Origin of the sequence: Streptomyces lancefieldiae, assembly GCF_031845825.1 — a bacterium.
Lineage (GTDB): Bacteria > Actinomycetota > Actinomycetes > Streptomycetales > Streptomycetaceae > Streptomyces > Streptomyces lancefieldiae.
Map to the genome: position 1 here is coordinate 84215 of NZ_JAVRFH010000005.1, position 17379 is coordinate 101593.

At 70.4% G+C, this 17379-nt stretch carries 13 protein-coding genes, 1 tRNA gene and 1 riboswitch; of the genes, 2 read left to right on the plus strand and 12 right to left on the minus strand.

The annotated features are described in order from the left end of the window. Positions 1–26 precede the first annotated feature (26 nt). The 3 genes from RM812_RS06815 to RM812_RS06825 all read right to left on the minus strand — a co-directional run bounded on the left by RM812_RS06815 (position 27) and on the right by RM812_RS06825 (position 2567). A complete protein-coding gene (locus RM812_RS06815) occupies positions 27–938 on the minus strand; it encodes a Bax inhibitor-1/YccA family protein (protein WP_311571485.1) in 912 nt (303 codons plus the stop codon). 201 nt (positions 939–1139) lie between these two features. Continuing rightward, the gene (locus RM812_RS06820; protein WP_311571486.1) at positions 1140–2309 is read right to left on the minus strand and encodes a 4-hydroxybenzoate 3-monooxygenase; all 1170 of its coding nucleotides are present in this window, start codon (positions 2307–2309) and stop codon (positions 1140–1142) included. Between the two features lie 174 nt (positions 2310–2483). Further along, a tRNA-Leu gene (locus RM812_RS06825) sits at positions 2484–2567 on the minus strand. Between the two features lie 405 nt (positions 2568–2972). Between RM812_RS06825 and RM812_RS06830 the strand changes: the two genes are divergently transcribed. Together RM812_RS06830 and RM812_RS06835 are read left to right on the plus strand one after the other, a co-directional pair. Next, a complete protein-coding gene (locus tag RM812_RS06830; protein WP_311571487.1) occupies positions 2973–3743 on the plus strand; it encodes an ABC transporter ATP-binding protein in 771 nt (256 codons plus the stop codon). 44 nt (positions 3744–3787) lie between these two features. After that, positions 3788–6316, plus strand: coding sequence for an ABC transporter permease (locus RM812_RS06835; RefSeq protein WP_311571488.1), 2529 nt, complete (start codon positions 3788–3790; stop codon positions 6314–6316). A gap of 69 nt (positions 6317–6385) precedes the next feature. Here the strand turns inward: RM812_RS06835 and RM812_RS06840 are convergent, their stop codons facing one another. From RM812_RS06840 to RM812_RS06880, 9 genes are all read right to left on the minus strand, one after another. Beyond that, the gene (locus RM812_RS06840) at positions 6386–7687 is read right to left on the minus strand and encodes a cyclopropane-fatty-acyl-phospholipid synthase family protein (protein WP_311571489.1); all 1302 of its coding nucleotides are present in this window, start codon (positions 7685–7687) and stop codon (positions 6386–6388) included. Between the two features lie 362 nt (positions 7688–8049). Next, on the minus strand, positions 8050–9459 hold the full coding sequence (locus RM812_RS06845; RefSeq protein WP_311571490.1) for an NAD(P)/FAD-dependent oxidoreductase: 1410 nt from the start codon (positions 9457–9459) through the stop codon (positions 8050–8052). A gap of 420 nt (positions 9460–9879) precedes the next feature. Next, positions 9880–10821, minus strand: coding sequence for a Ppx/GppA phosphatase family protein (locus RM812_RS06850; RefSeq protein WP_311571491.1), 942 nt, complete (start codon positions 10819–10821; stop codon positions 9880–9882). After that, entirely contained in the window at positions 10818–11378 is a 561-nt protein-coding gene (locus RM812_RS06855; RefSeq protein ID WP_311571492.1) for a DUF501 domain-containing protein, read from the minus strand. Before RM812_RS06855 ends, RM812_RS06850 begins: the two co-directional genes overlap by 4 nt. A 29-nt stretch (positions 11379–11407) precedes the next feature. Beyond that, positions 11408–11881: an FtsB family cell division protein gene (locus tag RM812_RS06860; protein WP_311571493.1), complete on the minus strand. Its 474-nt coding sequence runs from the start codon at positions 11879–11881 to the stop codon at positions 11408–11410. A gap of 203 nt (positions 11882–12084) precedes the next feature. Continuing rightward, positions 12085–13365, minus strand: a complete 1281-nt coding sequence (gene eno, locus RM812_RS06865) for a phosphopyruvate hydratase (protein WP_311571494.1) — start codon at positions 13363–13365, stop codon at positions 12085–12087. Positions 13366–13711: 346 nt separating this feature from the next. After that, on the minus strand, positions 13712–14443 hold the full coding sequence (locus RM812_RS06870; RefSeq protein WP_311571495.1) for a transglycosylase family protein: 732 nt from the start codon (positions 14441–14443) through the stop codon (positions 13712–13714). Between the two features lie 4 nt (positions 14444–14447). Then, positions 14448–14614: riboswitch (cyclic di-AMP (ydaO/yuaA leader) on the minus strand. 182 nt (positions 14615–14796) lie between these two features. Next, entirely contained in the window at positions 14797–15894 is a 1098-nt protein-coding gene (locus RM812_RS06875; protein WP_311571496.1) for a transglycosylase family protein, read from the minus strand. A gap of 146 nt (positions 15895–16040) precedes the next feature. After that, a complete protein-coding gene (locus RM812_RS06880) occupies positions 16041–17348 on the minus strand; it encodes a cytochrome P450 family protein (protein WP_311571497.1) in 1308 nt (435 codons plus the stop codon). Positions 17349–17379: the final 31 nt, after the last annotated feature.

The following is a 17379-nucleotide window of genomic DNA, read 5'->3' on the forward strand; positions in this document are numbered from 1 at the left end:
CGGGGCCCTCCACATGCGGGGTCGTACTAGTCGCTGCTGTTGAGGATCGAGATGAGTCGCAGGAACTCGAGGTAGATCCACACCAGCGTCAGCGTGAGGCCGAAGGCGGCGAGCCAGGCCTCCTCGCGCGGGGCTCCGTAGGCGAGGCCGTCCTCGACCTGCTTGAAGTCCAGGGCGAGGAAGCAGGCGCCGAGGATGATGCCGACGACGCCGAAGACGACACCGAGCGCACCGCTGCGGAAGCCGAGGCCGTCACCGCCGCCGAACACGGCGAACAGCAGGTTCACCGCCATCAGGAGGACGAAGCCGAGCGCGGCCGCCATCACGAAGCCGTAGAAGCGGCGGTTGACGCGGATCCAGCCGGCCTTGTACGCGATCAGCACGCCGGCGAAGACCGCCATCGTGCCGATCACGGCCTGCATGGCCGCACCGTCGGCGATCCGGTTGTCGACGACGCTGGAGACGACGCCGAGGAAGACACCCTCGAACGCCGCGTAGAGCAGGATCAGCGCCGGCGAGGCTTTGCGCTTGAAGGACTGGACGAAGCCCAGGACCATACCGATCAGCGCGGCACCGATACCGATGCCGTAGGAACGGTTGATGTTGGCGTCGTCCACGGGCAGCAGCGCCCACGCCAGCGCGGCCGTCACCACGAGCACGCCGAGCGTGCTCGCCGTCCGCAGGACGACGTCGTCCATCGTCATCCGGCCGGTCGTGGCCGGCGCCTGCGGCGGCGCGCCGTACTGCAGGTCCTGCTGGGCGTACGGGTTCTGGGCGTAGGGGTTGCCGGCGGGCTGGGCGTACGGAGCGCCCTGCGCGTACGGGTTGCCCTGCGTGGCGACGGCGGGACCCCCGGCCTGCGGCGCGGCGTTGAAGCCCGCGTAGCCGTTGTCGCGGCTGAACCCCCGTCGCGAGAAGACCGGGTTTCTGCTCCTCATTTCACTCCTCCATGGCCACACTGCGCAGCCTTGGCTCAAGAGTAATAGAACGGCAAAGGAATGACCCTACTGCTTGGGGAGGATCTTTCCCTCGCACTGGCGGACAACACGCTACGCGGAGCGGTGATTCCCCTCACGGCGGGGGGCGTACGCCGGTCCGCGTGCCGTCCGCGCACCCTTCGTACGCCGGTCCGTGTGCGCTCACCCGATCGGGAAGCCGGTGTAGGCCTCGGCGAGGTCGGTCTCGGCGGCGCGGGAGCCGGCGATCCGGTCCAGGCGGGCCACCTGGAGACGGTCGTCGAAGGACGTGGCGTCGGGTGCGCGGTGCAGCAGCGTCGTCATGTCGTACGAGAAGCGCTCGGCCTGCCAGACGCGGCGCAGGCAGGTCGCGGAGTAGGCGTCGATGAGCTCGTCGGAGCCGGTCCGCGTGCGGTGGGCCAGCGCCCGCGCGAAGGTGACGACGTCCCCGACGGCGAGGTTGAGGCCCTTGGCGCCGGTCGGCGGCACGATGTGCGCGGCGTCTCCGGCCAGGAAGAGGCGGCCGTGCCGCATGGGCTCGTGGACGTAGGAACGCATGGGGGTGACCGACTTCTGGGTGATCGGGCCCCGCCGGAGGGTCCAGTCGTCGTCCGTCTCGAAGCGGCGTTCCAGCTCGGCCCAGATCTCCTCGTCGCTCCACGCCTCGGCGTCGGTGCCCTCGGGCACCTGGAGGTAGAGGCGGGAGACGGACGGGGAGCGCATGGAGAGCAGGGCGAAGCCGCGGTCGTGACGGGCGTAGACCAGCTCGTCGTGGGAGGGGGCGACGTCGGCGAGCACGCCCAGCCAGCCGAAGGGATACGTCCGCTCGAAGGTGCGCCCGTCCGGGACCGCCCGCCGGGCCACGCCCCAGAAGCCGTCGCAGCCGACGACGTAGTCGCACTCCAGGACGTCCTCGACGCCCTCGTGCCGGAAGCGGACGCGCGGGTGCTCGGTGTCGGCGCCCTCCACGGCCAGCGCCTCGGCCTCGAACAGCAGCGGGCCGCCCTCCTCCAGCTGGAGGGCGATGAGGTCCTTGCAGACCTCGGTCTGGGCGTAGACCATGACGGACCTGCCGCCGGTGAGCGCGGGGAAGTCGACGCGGTGGCGCCGCTTCGCGAAGCGCAGCTCGATTCCGTCGTGGCGCAGCCCCTCGCGGTCCATCCGCTCCCCGGCGCCGGCCTCGCGCAGGACGTCCACCGTGCCCTGCTCCAGGATTCCGGCGCGCTGCCGGCGCTCGACGTAGGCGCGGTCGCGGCTCTCCAGGACGACCGAGTCGATCCCGACGTTGTGGAGCAGCCGGGCGAGCAGGAGTCCGGCGGGGCCTGCCCCGATGATGCCGACGGTGGTGCGCATCGGTCGTTCCCTTCGATGTGGCGTCGTTGCCGAGCGAGGTATCAAGATGTTGTTCGCGTAGTGAAAATTTCTTCACTTGCTGTCGAGGTGAGTTTCCGGCCGCGCGCACGCCGCTGTCAACGGTCGGAGGGGAAGTCTTCGACGAAGGACACAGGGGAACGAAGGCGTCGGAAGTGCCCGGAGCCGGACTCGAACCGGCACGCCCGCGAAGGGGCAGCGAGGTTTAAGCTCGCCGTGTCTGCATTCCACCATCCGGGCAGGCCATGGGCTCCGCGTCGAGCGCCTTGAGCCTATCGGGACGCCCCCCTCGAACATGGGTCGGGTGGACCGATGTTGTCTTATTTTATGGGCGCCTGAGGGATCATCAGATCTCCGGCCGGGCCATTCTCACTTGCCAACAGCCTTGCGTGCGGCGCTCGGCCACGCATACGGAATGACGGAATTTCACCGCCTCAACAAGGACGCCCGCCCCGTTATCGCGCCGCACGTGCCGCGGCGGCGCCGTCAGGGGCGCCCGTCATCCTCAGGTAGTACACCGAGCCGGAGCGTCCGACCGAAGTCGCCCCCCGGAACCGGAACAGCGGCTGACTCCACGGCGCCGCGCGGCCGCAAGGATGGAGAACGTCCCCGAGCACACGCCGTACCGACAGGAGCGCCCTTCCCGTGACCACCGCACCCATCGCCGACCGGTCCACCACCGTGGCCGCACGCGCCACGGAGCTTTCCAAGATCTACGGCCAGGGTGAGACCCAGGTGGTCGCCCTGGACCGCGTCTCCGTCGACTTCCGGCAGGCCGAGTTCACCGCCATCATGGGCCCCTCCGGATCCGGCAAGTCCACGCTGATGCACTGCGTCGCCGGGCTGGACACCTTCTCCTCCGGCTCGGTGCGCATCGGCGACACCGAACTGGGCTCCCTGAAGGACAAGCAGCTCACCAAGCTGCGCCGGGACAAGATCGGCTTCATCTTCCAGGCGTTCAACCTGCTGCCGACGCTCACCGCGCTGGAGAACATCACCCTCCCGATGGACATCGCGGGCCGCAAGCCGGACAAGCAGTGGCTGAACTCCGTGATCGAGATGGTCGGCCTCTCCGGCCGGCTCGGGCACCGTCCCTCCCAGCTCTCCGGCGGCCAGCAGCAGCGGGTGGCCGTGGCCCGGGCGCTGGCCTCCCGGCCGGAGATCATCTTCGGTGACGAGCCGACCGGGAACCTCGACTCCCGCTCGGGCGCCGAGGTGCTGGGCTTCCTGCGCAACTCCGTGCGGGAGCTGGGGCAGACGGTCGTGATGGTCACCCACGACCCGGTGGCCGCGGCCTACGCGGACCGGGTGGTCTTCCTCGCGGACGGACGCATCGTCGACGAGGTGTACGGGCCGACGGCCGACTCGGTGCTGGACCGCATGAAGCAGTTCGACGCCAAGGGCCGCACCAGCTGACGTCCCGCCCCCCTCTCCCCCGTACGTCTGGACAGAGAAGACCCATGTTCCGTACCGCCTTGCGCAACGTTCTCGCGCACAAGGCCAGGCTGTTGATGACCGTACTCGCCGTGATGCTCGGCGTGGCGTTCGTGTCGGGCACCCTGGTCTTCACCAACACCATCACCGACGCCCTGCAGAACAGCTCCGCCAAGGGCTTCGACCAGGTCGACGTCGCGGTGACGACCGAGTACCAGGACGCCGAGGGCGACAGGGTCGGCGAGGCTCCCGAGCTGACCGAGGCCCTCGTCGAGGACAGCGCGAAGGTGCCGGGCGCCGCCTCCGCCATCGGCGTCGTGTCCGGCTTCACCGCCGTCGCCGACAAGGACGGCGGCCTGATCGGCGACGGCTGGAGCACGAAGGGCGGCAACTACTGGGGGGCCGAGGACCCCCGGTACCCCCTGACCGAGGGGCGCGCGCCGAAGGGCGAGGGCGAGATCCTCATCGACTCCAGGACCGCCGAGCGCACCGGCTACGGCGTCGGCGACACCGTGCGGATGTCCGTCGAGGGCCCGGTCCTCACCCCGAAGGTCGCCGGCGTCTTCACCACCGACGACGGCAACGTCGCGGCCGGCGGCAGCCTCACCCTGTTCGACACGGCGACCGCGCAGAAGCTCCTCGGCAAGGCGGGCACGTACGACGAGATCGACGTCAAGGCCAAGCCCGGTGTCACGCAGGCCGCGCTGAAGGCGCAGCTGGACAAGGCGCTGCCGAAGGACCTCGTCGAGACCACCACCGGCCAGAAGATGGCCGACGACCAGGCGGAGATGATCGCCTCGCAGATGAGCGGCATGAAGCAGGGCCTGCTGGTCTTCGCCGGCATCGCGCTGTTCGTCGGCACGTTCATCATCGCCAACACCTTCACCATGCTGGTCGCCCAGCGCACCAAGGAACTGGCCCTGCTGCGGGCGGTCGGCGCCTCCCGTCGGCAGGTCACGCGGTCGGTGCTGATCGAGGCGTTCGTGGTGGGCGTCGTCGCCGCGGTGACAGGTCTGCTCGCGGGCATCGGCATCGGTGCCGGGATGCGCTCCCTGATGGGCTCGATGGGCGCGGTCGTGCCCGACGGGCCGCTGGTGATCTCGTCCGGCACGATCGTCACGGCCCTCGCGGTCGGCGTCCTGGTCACCATGCTGGCGGCGTGGCTGCCGGGCCGCCGGGCGGCGAAGATCCCGCCGGTGGCGGCGATGAGCAGCGTGCACGCCAAGGCCACGACCAAGTCGCTGGTGCTGCGCAACACGCTGGGCGCGCTGGTCTCGGCCGCCGGCGTCGCGGTCGTCCTCGCGGCGACGACGATGAGCGGCTCGGACGGGCAGGCCCCGATGGGCATGGGCGCGGTGCTGCTGATCATCGGGGTGTTCATCCTGACGCCGCTGCTGTCCCGCCCCCTGATCGCCGCCGCGGCACCGGTGCTGCGCGTGTTCGGCATCTCGGGCAAGCTGGCCCGGCAGAACTCGGTGCGCAACCCGCGCCGCACCGCCGCCACCGCCTCCGCGCTGATGATCGGCCTCACCCTGATCACCGGCATGACGGTGATGGCGGGCAGCCTGCAGAAGTCGATCGACAAGATGGCGTCGGCGGCGATCGAGGCCGACTACGTGGTCTCCATGGCCAACGGCAACTACCTCTCCCCGGACGTCGCCGGGAAGCTGGGCAAGGCCGACGGCGTCACCGCGTTCAGCCCGCTGCGCAACGCGGAGTCCCGCATCGACGGGCAGACCGAGTACCTCACCGGCGTCACCGGTTCCGCGATCGGCGAGCTGACCGACCTGAAGGTCGAGCAGGGCGCCTTCGAGGTGGGCGGCACCGACGTCGTCGTGGACGGCGACACCGCGAAGGACCACGGCTGGAAGGCCGGCTCCGCCTTCACCGTCGCCTACGAGGACGGCGAGAAGCAGCAGTTGAAGGTCGCCGGGGTCTACGAGGGCAACGAGATGATCCGCGGCATCATCGTCGACCTCCCCAATGTCGCCCCGCACCAGTCCGACCCGGTCGACATGCAGGTGATGGTCAAGATGTCCGACGGGGCCTCGTCGGCCGCCAAGGACAGCCTGGAGAAGGCGCTGGACACCAACCCGGCGATCAGGATCCAGGACAAGAAGGACATCTCCAACGAGATCGCGAAGATGTTCACGCTGATGCTGAACATGCTCTACGGCCTGCTGGCCATGGCGGTGATCGTGGCCGTCCTCGGTGTCATCAACACCCTGGCCATGTCGGTCTTCGAGCGCTCCCAGGAGATCGGCATGCTGCGGGCGATCGGCCTGGACCGCAAGGGCATCAAGCGGATGGTCCGCCTGGAGTCCCTGGTGATCTCCCTCTTCGGCGGGGTGCTCGGCATCGGCCTGGGCGTGTTCTTCGGCTGGGCGGCCGGTGAGCTGATGGGCACGACGATGCCGACGTACGAGCTGGTCCTGCCGTGGGTCCGGATGGGCGTCTTCCTGCTGCTGGCCGCCGCGGTGGGCGTCCTGGCGGCACTGTGGCCGGCCCGCCGGGCGGCGCGCCTGAACACGCTCCAGGCCATCAAGGCGGAGTAGCCGGTACGTACGCGGAGGAGGGCCCCGTTCCCGGGTGGGAGCGGGGCCCTGTCGCGCGCGGGGCGTGGATCAGTTCCAGGTGCGGGTGCGCAGCGGCAGGCCGGAGCCGCCCGTCTCCGGGGTCTTCACGGCGAGGACCTGGTTGACGCCGATGCGGTTGCGTTCGAAGGAGACGGCGGAGGCGGCCATGTACAGGCGCCAGACACGGGCCCGGCCGGGGCTGACCAGCCGTGTGGCCGTCGCCCAGTCGGACTCCAGGTTGGCGACCCAGCGACGCAGGGTGAGCGCGTAGTGCTCGCGGATCGACTCCACGTCGCGCACCTCGAACCCGGCGCGCTCCAGCTGGGTGACGGTGGTGCCGACGGGAGCGAGTTCGCCGTCGGGGAAGACGTAGGCGTCGATGAACTCGTCCACGCTGTAGGTGGTCTCGTCGCGCTGGGGGCGGCGGGCGATCTGGTGGTTCAGCAGCCGCCCGCCGGGCTTGAGGAGCTTGAACAGGTCGACGGCGTACTCCAGGTACCGCTCGGCGCCGACGTGCTCGGCCATGCCGATGGAGGAGATGGCGTCGTACGGCCCGTCGGCGACGTCCCGGTAGTCCTGGACGCGGATCTCCACCCGGTCGGTGAGCCCCTCGTCGGCGACGCGCTTGCGGGCGTACGCGGCCTGCTCGTGGGACAGCGTGACGCCGACGACGCTGACGTCGTGCTCGCGGGCCGCGTGGATCGCCATGGAGCCCCAGCCGCAGCCGACGTCGAGGAGGCGCTGACCGGGGCTCAGGCCGAGCTTGCGGCTGACGAGTTCGAGCTTGTCGCGCTGGGCGTCCTCCAGGGTGCCGCCCTCGGACTCGGGGGCCGGCCAGTAGGCGCAGGAGTAGACCATGGACGGGCCGAGGACGAGTTCGTAGAAGTTGTTGCCGACGTCGTAGTGGTGGCTGATGGCTCGTCGGTCGCTGCGCTTGGTGTGCAGGTGGCCGCGGACCCGGCGGACCTCCTCCGGCGGCGGGGCGGGCGGCAGCGGCGGTCCGGCGAGCTTGACCAGCCCGCGTACGGCGGCCCGGACCTCGGGGTCGCGCAGCGCCTCGACGAGGCCGCGGGCGTCCTCGCCGCGCTCCCAGATGAGTCCGGCGAGCAGGTCGAGGGCGGTGAAGAGGTCGCCGTCGATGTCGAGGTCCCCGGCCACCCAGGCGCGGGCCAGGCCGAGTTCGCCCGGCTTGAACAGCAGGCGGCGCAGGGCCCTGCGGTTGCGGACGACAAGGACGGGCGCGCCCGGCGGGCCCGCCTGCGAGCCGTCCCAGGCGCGGATACGCACCGGGAGGGGTGCTCCCAGCAACTGTTCGAAGAGGTTCTGCAGCCGCAGCGCGGCGTCAGCCATGGCGTACCTCCGTGACGAGCGATCCCGGAATGTCCAACACCACGTAAACACCTGGGAGCCCGCCGTACAGTCCCCGGCACGCGTTACGACTGAGCAAAATACCTGTACACACCATGAGTTCTGGTGCCCTGCCGGGCAACGCCTGCGGCGTGGTGCGGGGCGGTGCCGGAGGCGGTGCGCGGGGCTTGGCGCGGGCCGGCGGCCGAGGGCACGTGCGGGCCGTGAGGCACGGCGCGGGGCGCGACGCGTGGGGCGGGGGGGGTACACGGGGCGGGAGGCGCGCGGGGCAACGCGAAGGGGCCGCCCGCACCACGGATGGCGGGCGGCCCCTTCGGGCGACTACGGCTGGAGGCGACCGGAGGTCAGGAGGCCTTGGCCTTCTCCTCGGTCTTCGCCGGCGTCTCGCTCTTGTCGGCGGCCTTCGGCGCGGCGGCCGGCGCCGGCTTGGCGGCCTCGTAGAACTCCTCGCGCGGGGTCTCCATCGCGCCGAGGGAGACGACCTCGCGCTTGAGGAACATGCCGAGCGTCCAGTCCGCGAAGACGCGGATCTTGCGGTTCCAGGTCGGCATCGCGAGACCGTGGTAGCCGCGGTGCATGTACCAGGCGAGACGTCCCTTGAGCTTGATCTTCATCTTGCCCATGACGATCATCGCGACGCCCTTGTGCAGGCCGAGGCCCGCCACCGCGCCCTTGTTGGCGTGGCTGTACTCCTTCTGCGGGAAGCCCCGCATGCCGGAGACCACGTTGTCGCCGAGGACCTTGGCCTGGCGCAGCGCGTGCTGGGCGTTCGGCGGGCACCAGGCGTTCTCGTTACCCGCCTTGCGACCGACCAGGTCCGGGACCTGGGCGTTGTCGCCCGCGGCCCAGATGTAGTCGGTGCCCTTGACCTGGAGCGTCGGCTCGCAGTCGACGTGGCCGCGGGGGCCGAGGGGGAGGCCGAAGCGGGACAGCGCCGGGTTCGGCTTGACGCCGGCCGTCCACACGATCGTGTTGGAGTCGACCTCGAGGCCGTTCTTCAGCACCACGTGGCCGTCGACGCAGGAGTCCATGGAGGTGGACAGGTAGATCTCGACGCCCCGGCTCTCCAGGTGCTCCTTGCCGTACTGGCCGAGCTTGGGGCCGACCTCGGGGAGGATCTTGTCGGCGGCGTCGACGAGGACGAAGCGCATGTCCTCGCGGGAGACGTTCTTGTAGTACTTGGCCGCGTCGCGGGCCATGTCCTCGACCTCACCGATGGTCTCCGCGCCGGCGAAACCGCCGCCGATGAAGACGAAGGTGAGCGCCTTGCGGCGGATCTCCTCGTCGGTGGTGGAGTCGGCCTTGTCGAGCTGCTCCAGGACGTGGTTGCGCAGACCGATGGACTCCTCGATGCCCTTCATGCCGATGCCCTGCTCGGCGAGGCCGGGGATCGGGAAGGTGCGGGAGACCGCGCCCATGGCGATGACCAGGTAGTCGAACGGCAGCTCGTACGCCTCGCCCACCAGCGGGGCGATCGTGGCGACCTTGCGGTCCTGGTCGATGGTGGTGACCCGGCCGGTGAGGACCTCCGCCTTGGGAAGCACGCGCCGCAGGGGGACGACGACGTGCCGCGGGGAGATGCTGCCGGCGGCGGCTTCGGGGAGGAAGGGCTGGTAGGTCATGTACGACCGCGGGTCGACGACGGTGACGGTCGCCTCGCCGTAACGCATCTTCTTCTGGATGCGTCGAGCTGCGTACAGGCCTACGTACCCACCGCCTACTACGAGGATCCTGGGACGCTCCGTGGTGCTCATGCCATCGAGTATCCACCCGGTCCAGGGGGGTGGTTCGTGCGCCCCTTCACAAGCTCTTACGAGGCCTGTGCTACTATCCGCGACTCACGTGACGGAGGTCATGGTGAGAGAGGGAACCAGTCCACCTCACACCCCGTTGTCAATGCCGCGTGAGCTGCCCCTTGGCACCGCCGAGGGCGGTGGACCACTCCCCCCGAGCCCCTTCCGGACACCCTCTCGGGGCACCGTCCTGAACACGTTCAAAGGGCGGTTGAACCCCCAAAAGGGTCAACCGGCACCCTTTCGTCGTCCGTCAGGGCCCAATTCCTTGTGAAGAACTTCACGAAGTTTCCCGACAGGCTGTCACCGAGGGGCCCCCGCGGGCCCCCCGGCGCCGCTCAAACGTCGCCCGGCCTGCTCGGACCACGACCGCGGACGGCCTTACGCCACCGACCACGCGATGCCGTCGAGGATGTCGTGCTCGCTCACGACGACCTCCTCCGCACCCGTCCGCTCCATGATCGAGAGCAGCACGAGGGCCCCGGCGGCGATCACGTCGACGCGGCCGGGGTGCAGGGAGGGCACCGCCGCGCGCTCGGCGTGGGTGGAGCGCAGCAGCCACTCGGTGATCTCACGGACCCGGTCGCGGGAGATCCGCGAGTGGTGGATGGCCACCGAGTCGTACGCGGGCAGTTCCTGGGCGATCGCGGACACCGTCGTCACCGAGCCGGCCAGCCCCACCAGCGTGCGCGCCTCGCGCAGCGGCACGGTCCGCTCGGCCAGGTCGAGAGCCGCCGCTATGTCGGCCCGCATCGCCGCGACCTGCTCCGGCTCCGGCGGGTCGGTGACCGCGCCGTCGCGCACCAGGTGCCGCTCGGTCATCCGCACACAGCCGACGTCCACCGAGCGGGCCGCGCGCACATGGTCGTCGCCGACGACGAACTCCGTCGAGCCGCCGCCGATGTCCACGACCAGGTAGGGCTTGTCCAGATGGTCCCGGCCCGTCAGCTCCTTGGTGGCGCCGGTGAACGAGAACTCGGCCTCCTGGTCGCCGGAGATGACCTCCGGCTCCACGCCGAGGATGTCCACCACGCCGCGCACGAAGTCCTCCCGGTTCTCCGCGTCCCGGGAGGCGGACGTCGCCACGAAACGCAGCCGCTCGACGCCGTGCTCCTTGACGACCTCGGCGTACTCGCGGCAGGCGGCGAAGGTCCGCTCCAGTGCCTCGGGCGCCAGCCGTCCGGTGCGGTCGACGCCCTGGCCGAGCCGCACGATGGTCATCCGGCGGTCCAGGTCGGTCAGCTCACCGGTGGCCGGGTCGGCGTCGGCGACCAGGAGCCGGATGGAGTTCGTACCGCAGTCGATGGCGGCGACACGGGTCACTTGTCGTCCTCCTCGCCCTTGAGGTCCTTGACGTCCTTGACGTCCGGGAGGGACACGCACGGCCCCTTGCGCCACCACTCCGGCAGCATCGCGATCGCCTCGTCGCCCAGCGGGTTGACGCCCGGACCGGCCGCCAGCGAGTGGGCCACCAGAACGTGCAGGCACTTGACCCGGTCCGGCATGCCGCCCGCGCTCGGGAAGCCGGTCAGCTCCTCGATCTCGTCGCGGCGCCGGATGTAGTCCTCGTGCGCGGCCCGGTAGGCGGCGGCCAGCACCGGATCGGTGGCCAGCCGCTCGGTCATCTCCTTCATCACGCCGTTCGCCTCCAGCGTGCCGATCGCGGAGGCCGCCTTCGGGCACGTCAGGTAGTACAGCGTGGGGAAGGGCGTGCCGTCGGGCAGCCGCGGTGCCGTCTCCACGACGTCCGGCTGTCCGCAGGGGCAGCGGTGCGCGATGGCGCGCAGTCCGCGCGGGGGGCGCCCGAGCTGCTGCTGGAACGCCTCGACGTCCGCGTCGGTGGGCTCGGTGCGCTCGGTGGTCGGCGGGGGAGTCTGCATGGCTGTCTTCTGCTGGTCTTCCTGTTGAGTCACTGCCGGTGGGCGGCGTCGGCCTTGTCGACCGCCGCCCAGACGTTGCGGTACCAGGGGCGGTCGGCGGCGCCGACATCGGTGCGCGCCTGCTTGGCCGCGTCCGGGTCGACGACGACGAATCCCGTCTCCCCCGGCATCACATAGTGCAGCCGCAGCCGGATCTGCTGCTCGGCGAAGGCGTCGTCCTGCCAGCGCGCCTTGAGGCCGCGCAGGTCCTCGACCCGCTGCCGGGTCTCCTCCTGCTCCTGCCGGAGGTCGGCGATCTCGGCGCGCTGGGCCACGTACTGCCGTATCGGGTAGGCGAGCGCCACGACGAGCGAGCAGAGCACCATCGCCAGCAGCGCGGCCCGGCCGGTCAGCCGGGAGCGGCGGGCCTGGCGCTTGGTCTGCGAGCGGTAGACCCGGGCCGCGGTCTGCTCCCCGATGATCCGGATCCTGGTCGCGGTGGAGAAACGGTCCCGGCCGGTCACGGAGTCCCACCTCGCATGCCCACGCCGACCGCCCCACCGTCCGGCCGGGGGTCCAGGGGGTGTCCCCCGGGACAGCACAGCACCGCCATGTCCCCGCCTCCCGTTCGCCCTCATGCCTCGTCACGGCCGTCCTACACGCGTACGTCCCCGCACACGGTACGGGACCGAGTACGGGGACGTACGGACGACGCTGCCTACCGGCGTCAGCCCTTGAAGCGAGGGAACGCGCTGCGGCCGGCGTACACCGCCGCGTCGTCGAGGATCTCCTCGATGCGCAGCAGCTGGTTGTACTTGGCGACGCGCTCGGAGCGGGCCGGGGCACCGGTCTTGATCTGGCCGCAGTTGGTGGCGACGGCCAGGTCGGCGATGGTGACGTCCTCGGTCTCGCCGGAGCGGTGGGACATCATGCACTTGAAGCCGTTGCGCTGGGCCAGCTCGACGGCGTCCAGGGTCTCGGTCAGGGAACCGATCTGGTTGACCTTGACCAGCAGGGCGTTGGCGGCGCCCTCCTCGATGCCGCGGGCCAGGCGCTCCGGGTTGGTGACGAACAGGTCGTCGCCGACGAGCTGGACCTTGTCACCGAGCTTGTCGGTGATGGTCTTCCAGCCCTCCCAGTCGTCCTCGAACAGCGGGTCCTCGATGGAGACCAGCGGGTACGCGTCGACGAGCTCCGCGTAGTACTCGGTCATCTCGGCGGCCGAGCGCTCCTTGCCCTCGAAGGTGTAGGAGCCGTCCTTGTAGAACTCGGAGGCGGCGACGTCGAGCGCGAGGGCGATCTGCTCGCCGGGGGTGTAGCCGGCCTCCTTGATCGCCTCGAGGATCAGGTCGAGGGCCTCGCGGTTGGAGCCGAGGTTCGGGGCGAAGCCGCCCTCGTCACCGAGGCCGGTGGCCAGGCCCTTGCTCTTCAGGACCTTCTTCAGGGTGTGGTAGATCTCGGCGCCCCAGCGCAGGGCCTCGGAGAAGGACTCCGCGCCGATCGGGGCGATCATGAACTCCTGGATGTCCACGTTGGAGTCGGCGTGCGAGCCGCCGTTCAGGATGTTCATCATCGGCACCGGCAGCAGGTGCGCGTTCGGGCCGCCCAGGTAGCGGAAGAGCGGCAGGTCGCTGGCCTCGGAGGCGGCGTGGGCGACGGCGAGCGAGACGCCCAGGATGGCGTTGGCGCCCAGCGAGCCCTTGTTGTCGGTGGCGTCGAGGTCGAACATCGCCTGGTCGATCAGGCGCTGCTCGGTGGCGTCGTAGCCGACGAGCTCCGGGCCGATCTGCTCGATGACGGCCAGGACGGCCTTCTCGACACCCTTGCCCAGGTAACGGTTGGCATCGCCGTCACGGAGTTCGATGGCCTCGAAGGCGCCGGTGGAGGCACCGGACGGAACGGCGGCACGACCCGTGCTGCCGTCGTCGAGGCCGACCTCGACCTCGACCGTGGGGTTGCCTCGGGAGTCCAGGATTTCCCGGGCTACGACGACGTCGATGGACGGCACGAGCATCTCCTTCTTCAATGTGACGCTTCGGTGTGACGCGGGTCCGCCGAACCGCAACCGGTCCGCAGGACCGCAGCGGCTCTGCGGGACGAGCCTAACCGGCTCCGGGCGATCGGCCAGCCGGTCGCCCACCCGGTGGACAGAACCGAGAGTAAATTGTTTCCGAACGGAACAAAGACGTTCGCGTAAACAGGGGCGGAAACCGGGGACGGGTTCGGGGACGGAACAGCGGACGGAACCAGGAACGGAGCCCGGAACGGAACCGGGAACGGAATCGGGGCGTGAAAAACCCGTCCCGGTGCGTACGGGGGAACACGCACCGGGACGGGAGCAAGGGGGCCGCTGCCTACTTCAGGTGCAGCTGCTGGCCCGGGTAGATCAGGTCGGCGTCGTCGACGATGTCGTCGTTCAGCTTGAACAGCTTCGCCCAGCCGCCCTCGACGTCGTGCGCCTCGGCGATCGAGCTGAGGGTGTCGCCCTTGACGACCTTGTACTCGCCGTCGCCCTTCTCGACCTTCTTGCCGGTCGGGGTGGTGACGGTCTCCTTCTTGGCCGCCGGGCGTTCGGCGGAGCGGGAGGCCTTCTGCTCGGTGGAGCGGTCGGCGGTGGAGCCGCTGCTCTGGCTCTGCGTGCTCCCGGAGCTGCCGGAGCCCTGCGAGGAACCACTGTCCTGGCCCCCGCCGGAGGATCCGCCACCGGTGTACGCGGCGCCCGACAGGCCGGTGCCGCAGGACGGCCAGGCACCCTTGCCCTGGCCCGCGAGCACCTTCTCGCCGATCTCGATCTGCTGCGCCTTGGTCGCCTGGTCGGCGGTGGCGGCGTACTGCGTACCGCCGTAGGCGGCCCAGGTGGAGGCGGAGAACTGCAGACCGCCGTAGTAACCGTTGCCGGTGTTGATGGACCAGTTGCCGCCGGCCTCGCACTGGGCGACGGCGTCCCACTCGGACTCGGTGGCGGCGGAGGCGTTGCCGGCCGCCATCAGCGGGGCGGCGACGGCCGCGCCGGTGACACCGGCGACGGCGATGACACGGGTGGCCTTGGACGGACGACGGTGCTTGCCCTTGCCGGAAAACAGCATGGATCGATCCCCTCACCGACGCCTGCGAGGTGAGCTGTCGGGTTCGGGCCGGTTGAGTTGCCCGGCCGGGTTCCTCGCGGAACTCGGCTCCACCCCTAGCCGCTCCGGCTCAACTGCCCGGTACGGCACTTACCTTGGTTCCCCCGCTCCTGCCTGCGGCGCTTGACGCGACGACTGTTCCCGGACGGCCGCTGGCAGGATTCGGCGTTGCGGCAGCCGGGGCCCGCGGAGGCGAGCGGTCACGACCGTAGCCACGCGCTCCGCGGATTTTCAAAGACGATCACGGCTTCTGAGACCTATCTCTCACGAGATCCAAAACGGATATATGCCTCGAACCGTGACGCGAACTCCCCCTACTTTTCACCCGGTTCGCCCATGACCGTGAGCGTCTGACCGGGGAGGATGTGGTCCGGGTCGGCGCCGACGACCGTCTTGTTGACGGTGTAGAGCGAGTGCCACCCGCCGTCGAGGTCGAGGGAGTCGGCGATACCCCAAAGACTGTCGCCGGAACGGACGGTGTAGGAGCCGTCCACGACCTCTCGCGCGTCACCCTCGCCACCCTCGCCACCCTCGCCACGCGAGGCGTGCCGGCCCGAGGACTCGGCCGAACGGCCGTCCGCCGCGCCCTCGTCGGCGCTGCCGCCACGATGCCGGCCCGAACCGGAATCCTCGGTGTCGGTGAGAGCCGAAGAGCCGTCGCTCTGCCCCGCCTTGTCCGTTTCATCAGTCTTGGGCGTACCCCTGTGCGAGCCGCCGGGCTCCTGCGGGTCGGCGCTCGCCGTGGAGCCGGATTCAGTGGACGTGTCGGACTTGTTCGATTCGTCCCCTGTGGTCGACGGGGAGTCAGGAGCGGTCGAGGCGGAGGACGAAGGTGACGTGCCGGGAGTCGGCTCCGAGGCGTCGGTCGAACGGGAGGCCCCGGACGGACCGGAGGAACCGGACGAGCCGGAGGAACCAGAGGAACCAGAGGAACCGGAGGAGTCGGACGTGTCGGTCGGCTCAGGGGCGGTCGACGTCCCCGACCCCTGCGACGAGCCGTCACCCGTCGCGCCCGGACCGCTGCCCGCGGACGCCGAGTCGTTGCCCAGTCCCGCGAGCAGACCACAGGTCGGCCAGGCCGCGATGCCCTGGTCCGCGTGCAGCTTCTCGGCGATTCTTATCTGCTGGGCGCGACTGGCCTCGTCGGCACTCGGCGCGTACTTCAGGCCGCCGTACCGCTCCCACACCTCCTGGGAGAGCTGCAGGCCGCCGTAGTACCCGTTGCCGCTGTTCTGGCTCCAGGCGCCGCCGGTCTCGCACTCGGCGACCCGGTCCCAGTTGACCCCGTCGGCCGCGTGGGCGCCGGTGGCGCCGAGGAGGGGGATCGCGATGGCGGAGCCGGTCACTCCGGCGGCGACGACCAGGGCGGGGGCCTGGCGGGGGCGGCGGTGACGACCGTTCCCGGAGAGCATGCGACGACCTTTCACGAGACGACGGGGGCCCGCGCGGTGAACGATGCTCCACACACCACGCTGATCCGTGAACGTATAGGCAGATGATCGCTTGTCACAAGTTCATGCCGCACAGATCACGTGAAGATCACAGAGTTGAGCGCGTGTCACTTTTGCGTCGGCGGCGTGACGTTGTCGGCCGGTGACGTGACCGGTGTGAAGGAAACGGGCAAGGTGCGCAGTCCGCGCATGATGAGCCCGCCGCGCCAACGCAGCTCGGCCGGGTCCGCGGCGAGGCGCAGATCCGGGAGGCGGGTCAGGAGCGTGGCGAGCGCCGTCTGTCCCTCCAGCCGGGCGAGCGGGGCGCCGAGGCAGTAGTGGATGCCGTGGCCGTATCCGAGGTGCTGGCTGTCCCGGCGGGCGAGGTCCAGGGTGTCCGGGTCCGTGAACCGCTCCGGGTCCCGGTCGGCGGCGGCCAGGACGACGAGGACGGGGTCACCGGCCGCGATGTCCTGCCCGCCGATGGCGAGCGGCCGGGTGGCGAAGCGCCAGGTGGCCAGTTCCACCGGTCCGTCGTAACGCAGGAGTTCCTCGACCCCGGTCTCCAGCAGGTCGCGCTCGCCGGCGGCGAGGGACTCCTGCAGGCGGGTCCGCTGCTCGGGGTGGGTGAGCAGGGCGTACGTGCCGTTGCCCACCAGGTTGACCGTGGTCTCGAACCCTGCGAACAGCAGGATGAAGGCCATGGCCGCGGCCTCGTTCTCGGTGAGGTGCTCGCCGTGGTCGGAGGCGCGGATGAGGCCGGAGATGAGGTCCTCGCCGGGGCCCGGCTCGGGCGGCAGCGCCGCGCGCTTGCGGTGGATGAGGTCGGCGAGATAGCCCCGCATCTTCTTCACCGACCGCGCGACACCGCCCCGCGGCCCGCCACCGTGCCGGATCATCATCCCCGCCCAGTCCCGGAAGTCGTCCTGGTCCTCGCGGGGGACGCCGAGCAGGTCGCAGATGGCGTAGATGGGCAACGGGAAGGCGAACTCGTGGATCAGGTCGGCGGACCCCGTGCCGGCGAACCGGTCGATGAGGTCGTCGGCGAGCTCCTGCACCCGGGGCGCGAACTCGGCGACCCGGCGGGGCGTGAACGCCTTGCTGACCAGCCGCCGCAGCCGGGTGTGGTCCGGCGGGTCGATGTTCAGCAGGTGGGTCATCAGCTCGGCCTTCCGCTCCCCCGGAATGCCGGTCTTGCCCTTGGCGTGCGCGGGCTCGTCGTGGTGCGCCGGATTCTTGGACAGCCGCGGGTCGGCCAGGGCCTGCTTGGCGTCGGCGTACCGGGTGACCAGCCAGGCCTCCACCCCGCTGGGCAGCCTCGTCCGGTGCACGGGGGCGTGCTCGCGCAGCCAGGCGTAGGCGGGGTAGGGGTCGCTCGCGAACTCCCAGGTGAACAGCTCGGGGGCGGGGCGGTCGGGCGTGGAGTGGTCGGTCACCCCTTGACGGTATCCGGGGAGCCGGGGGAGT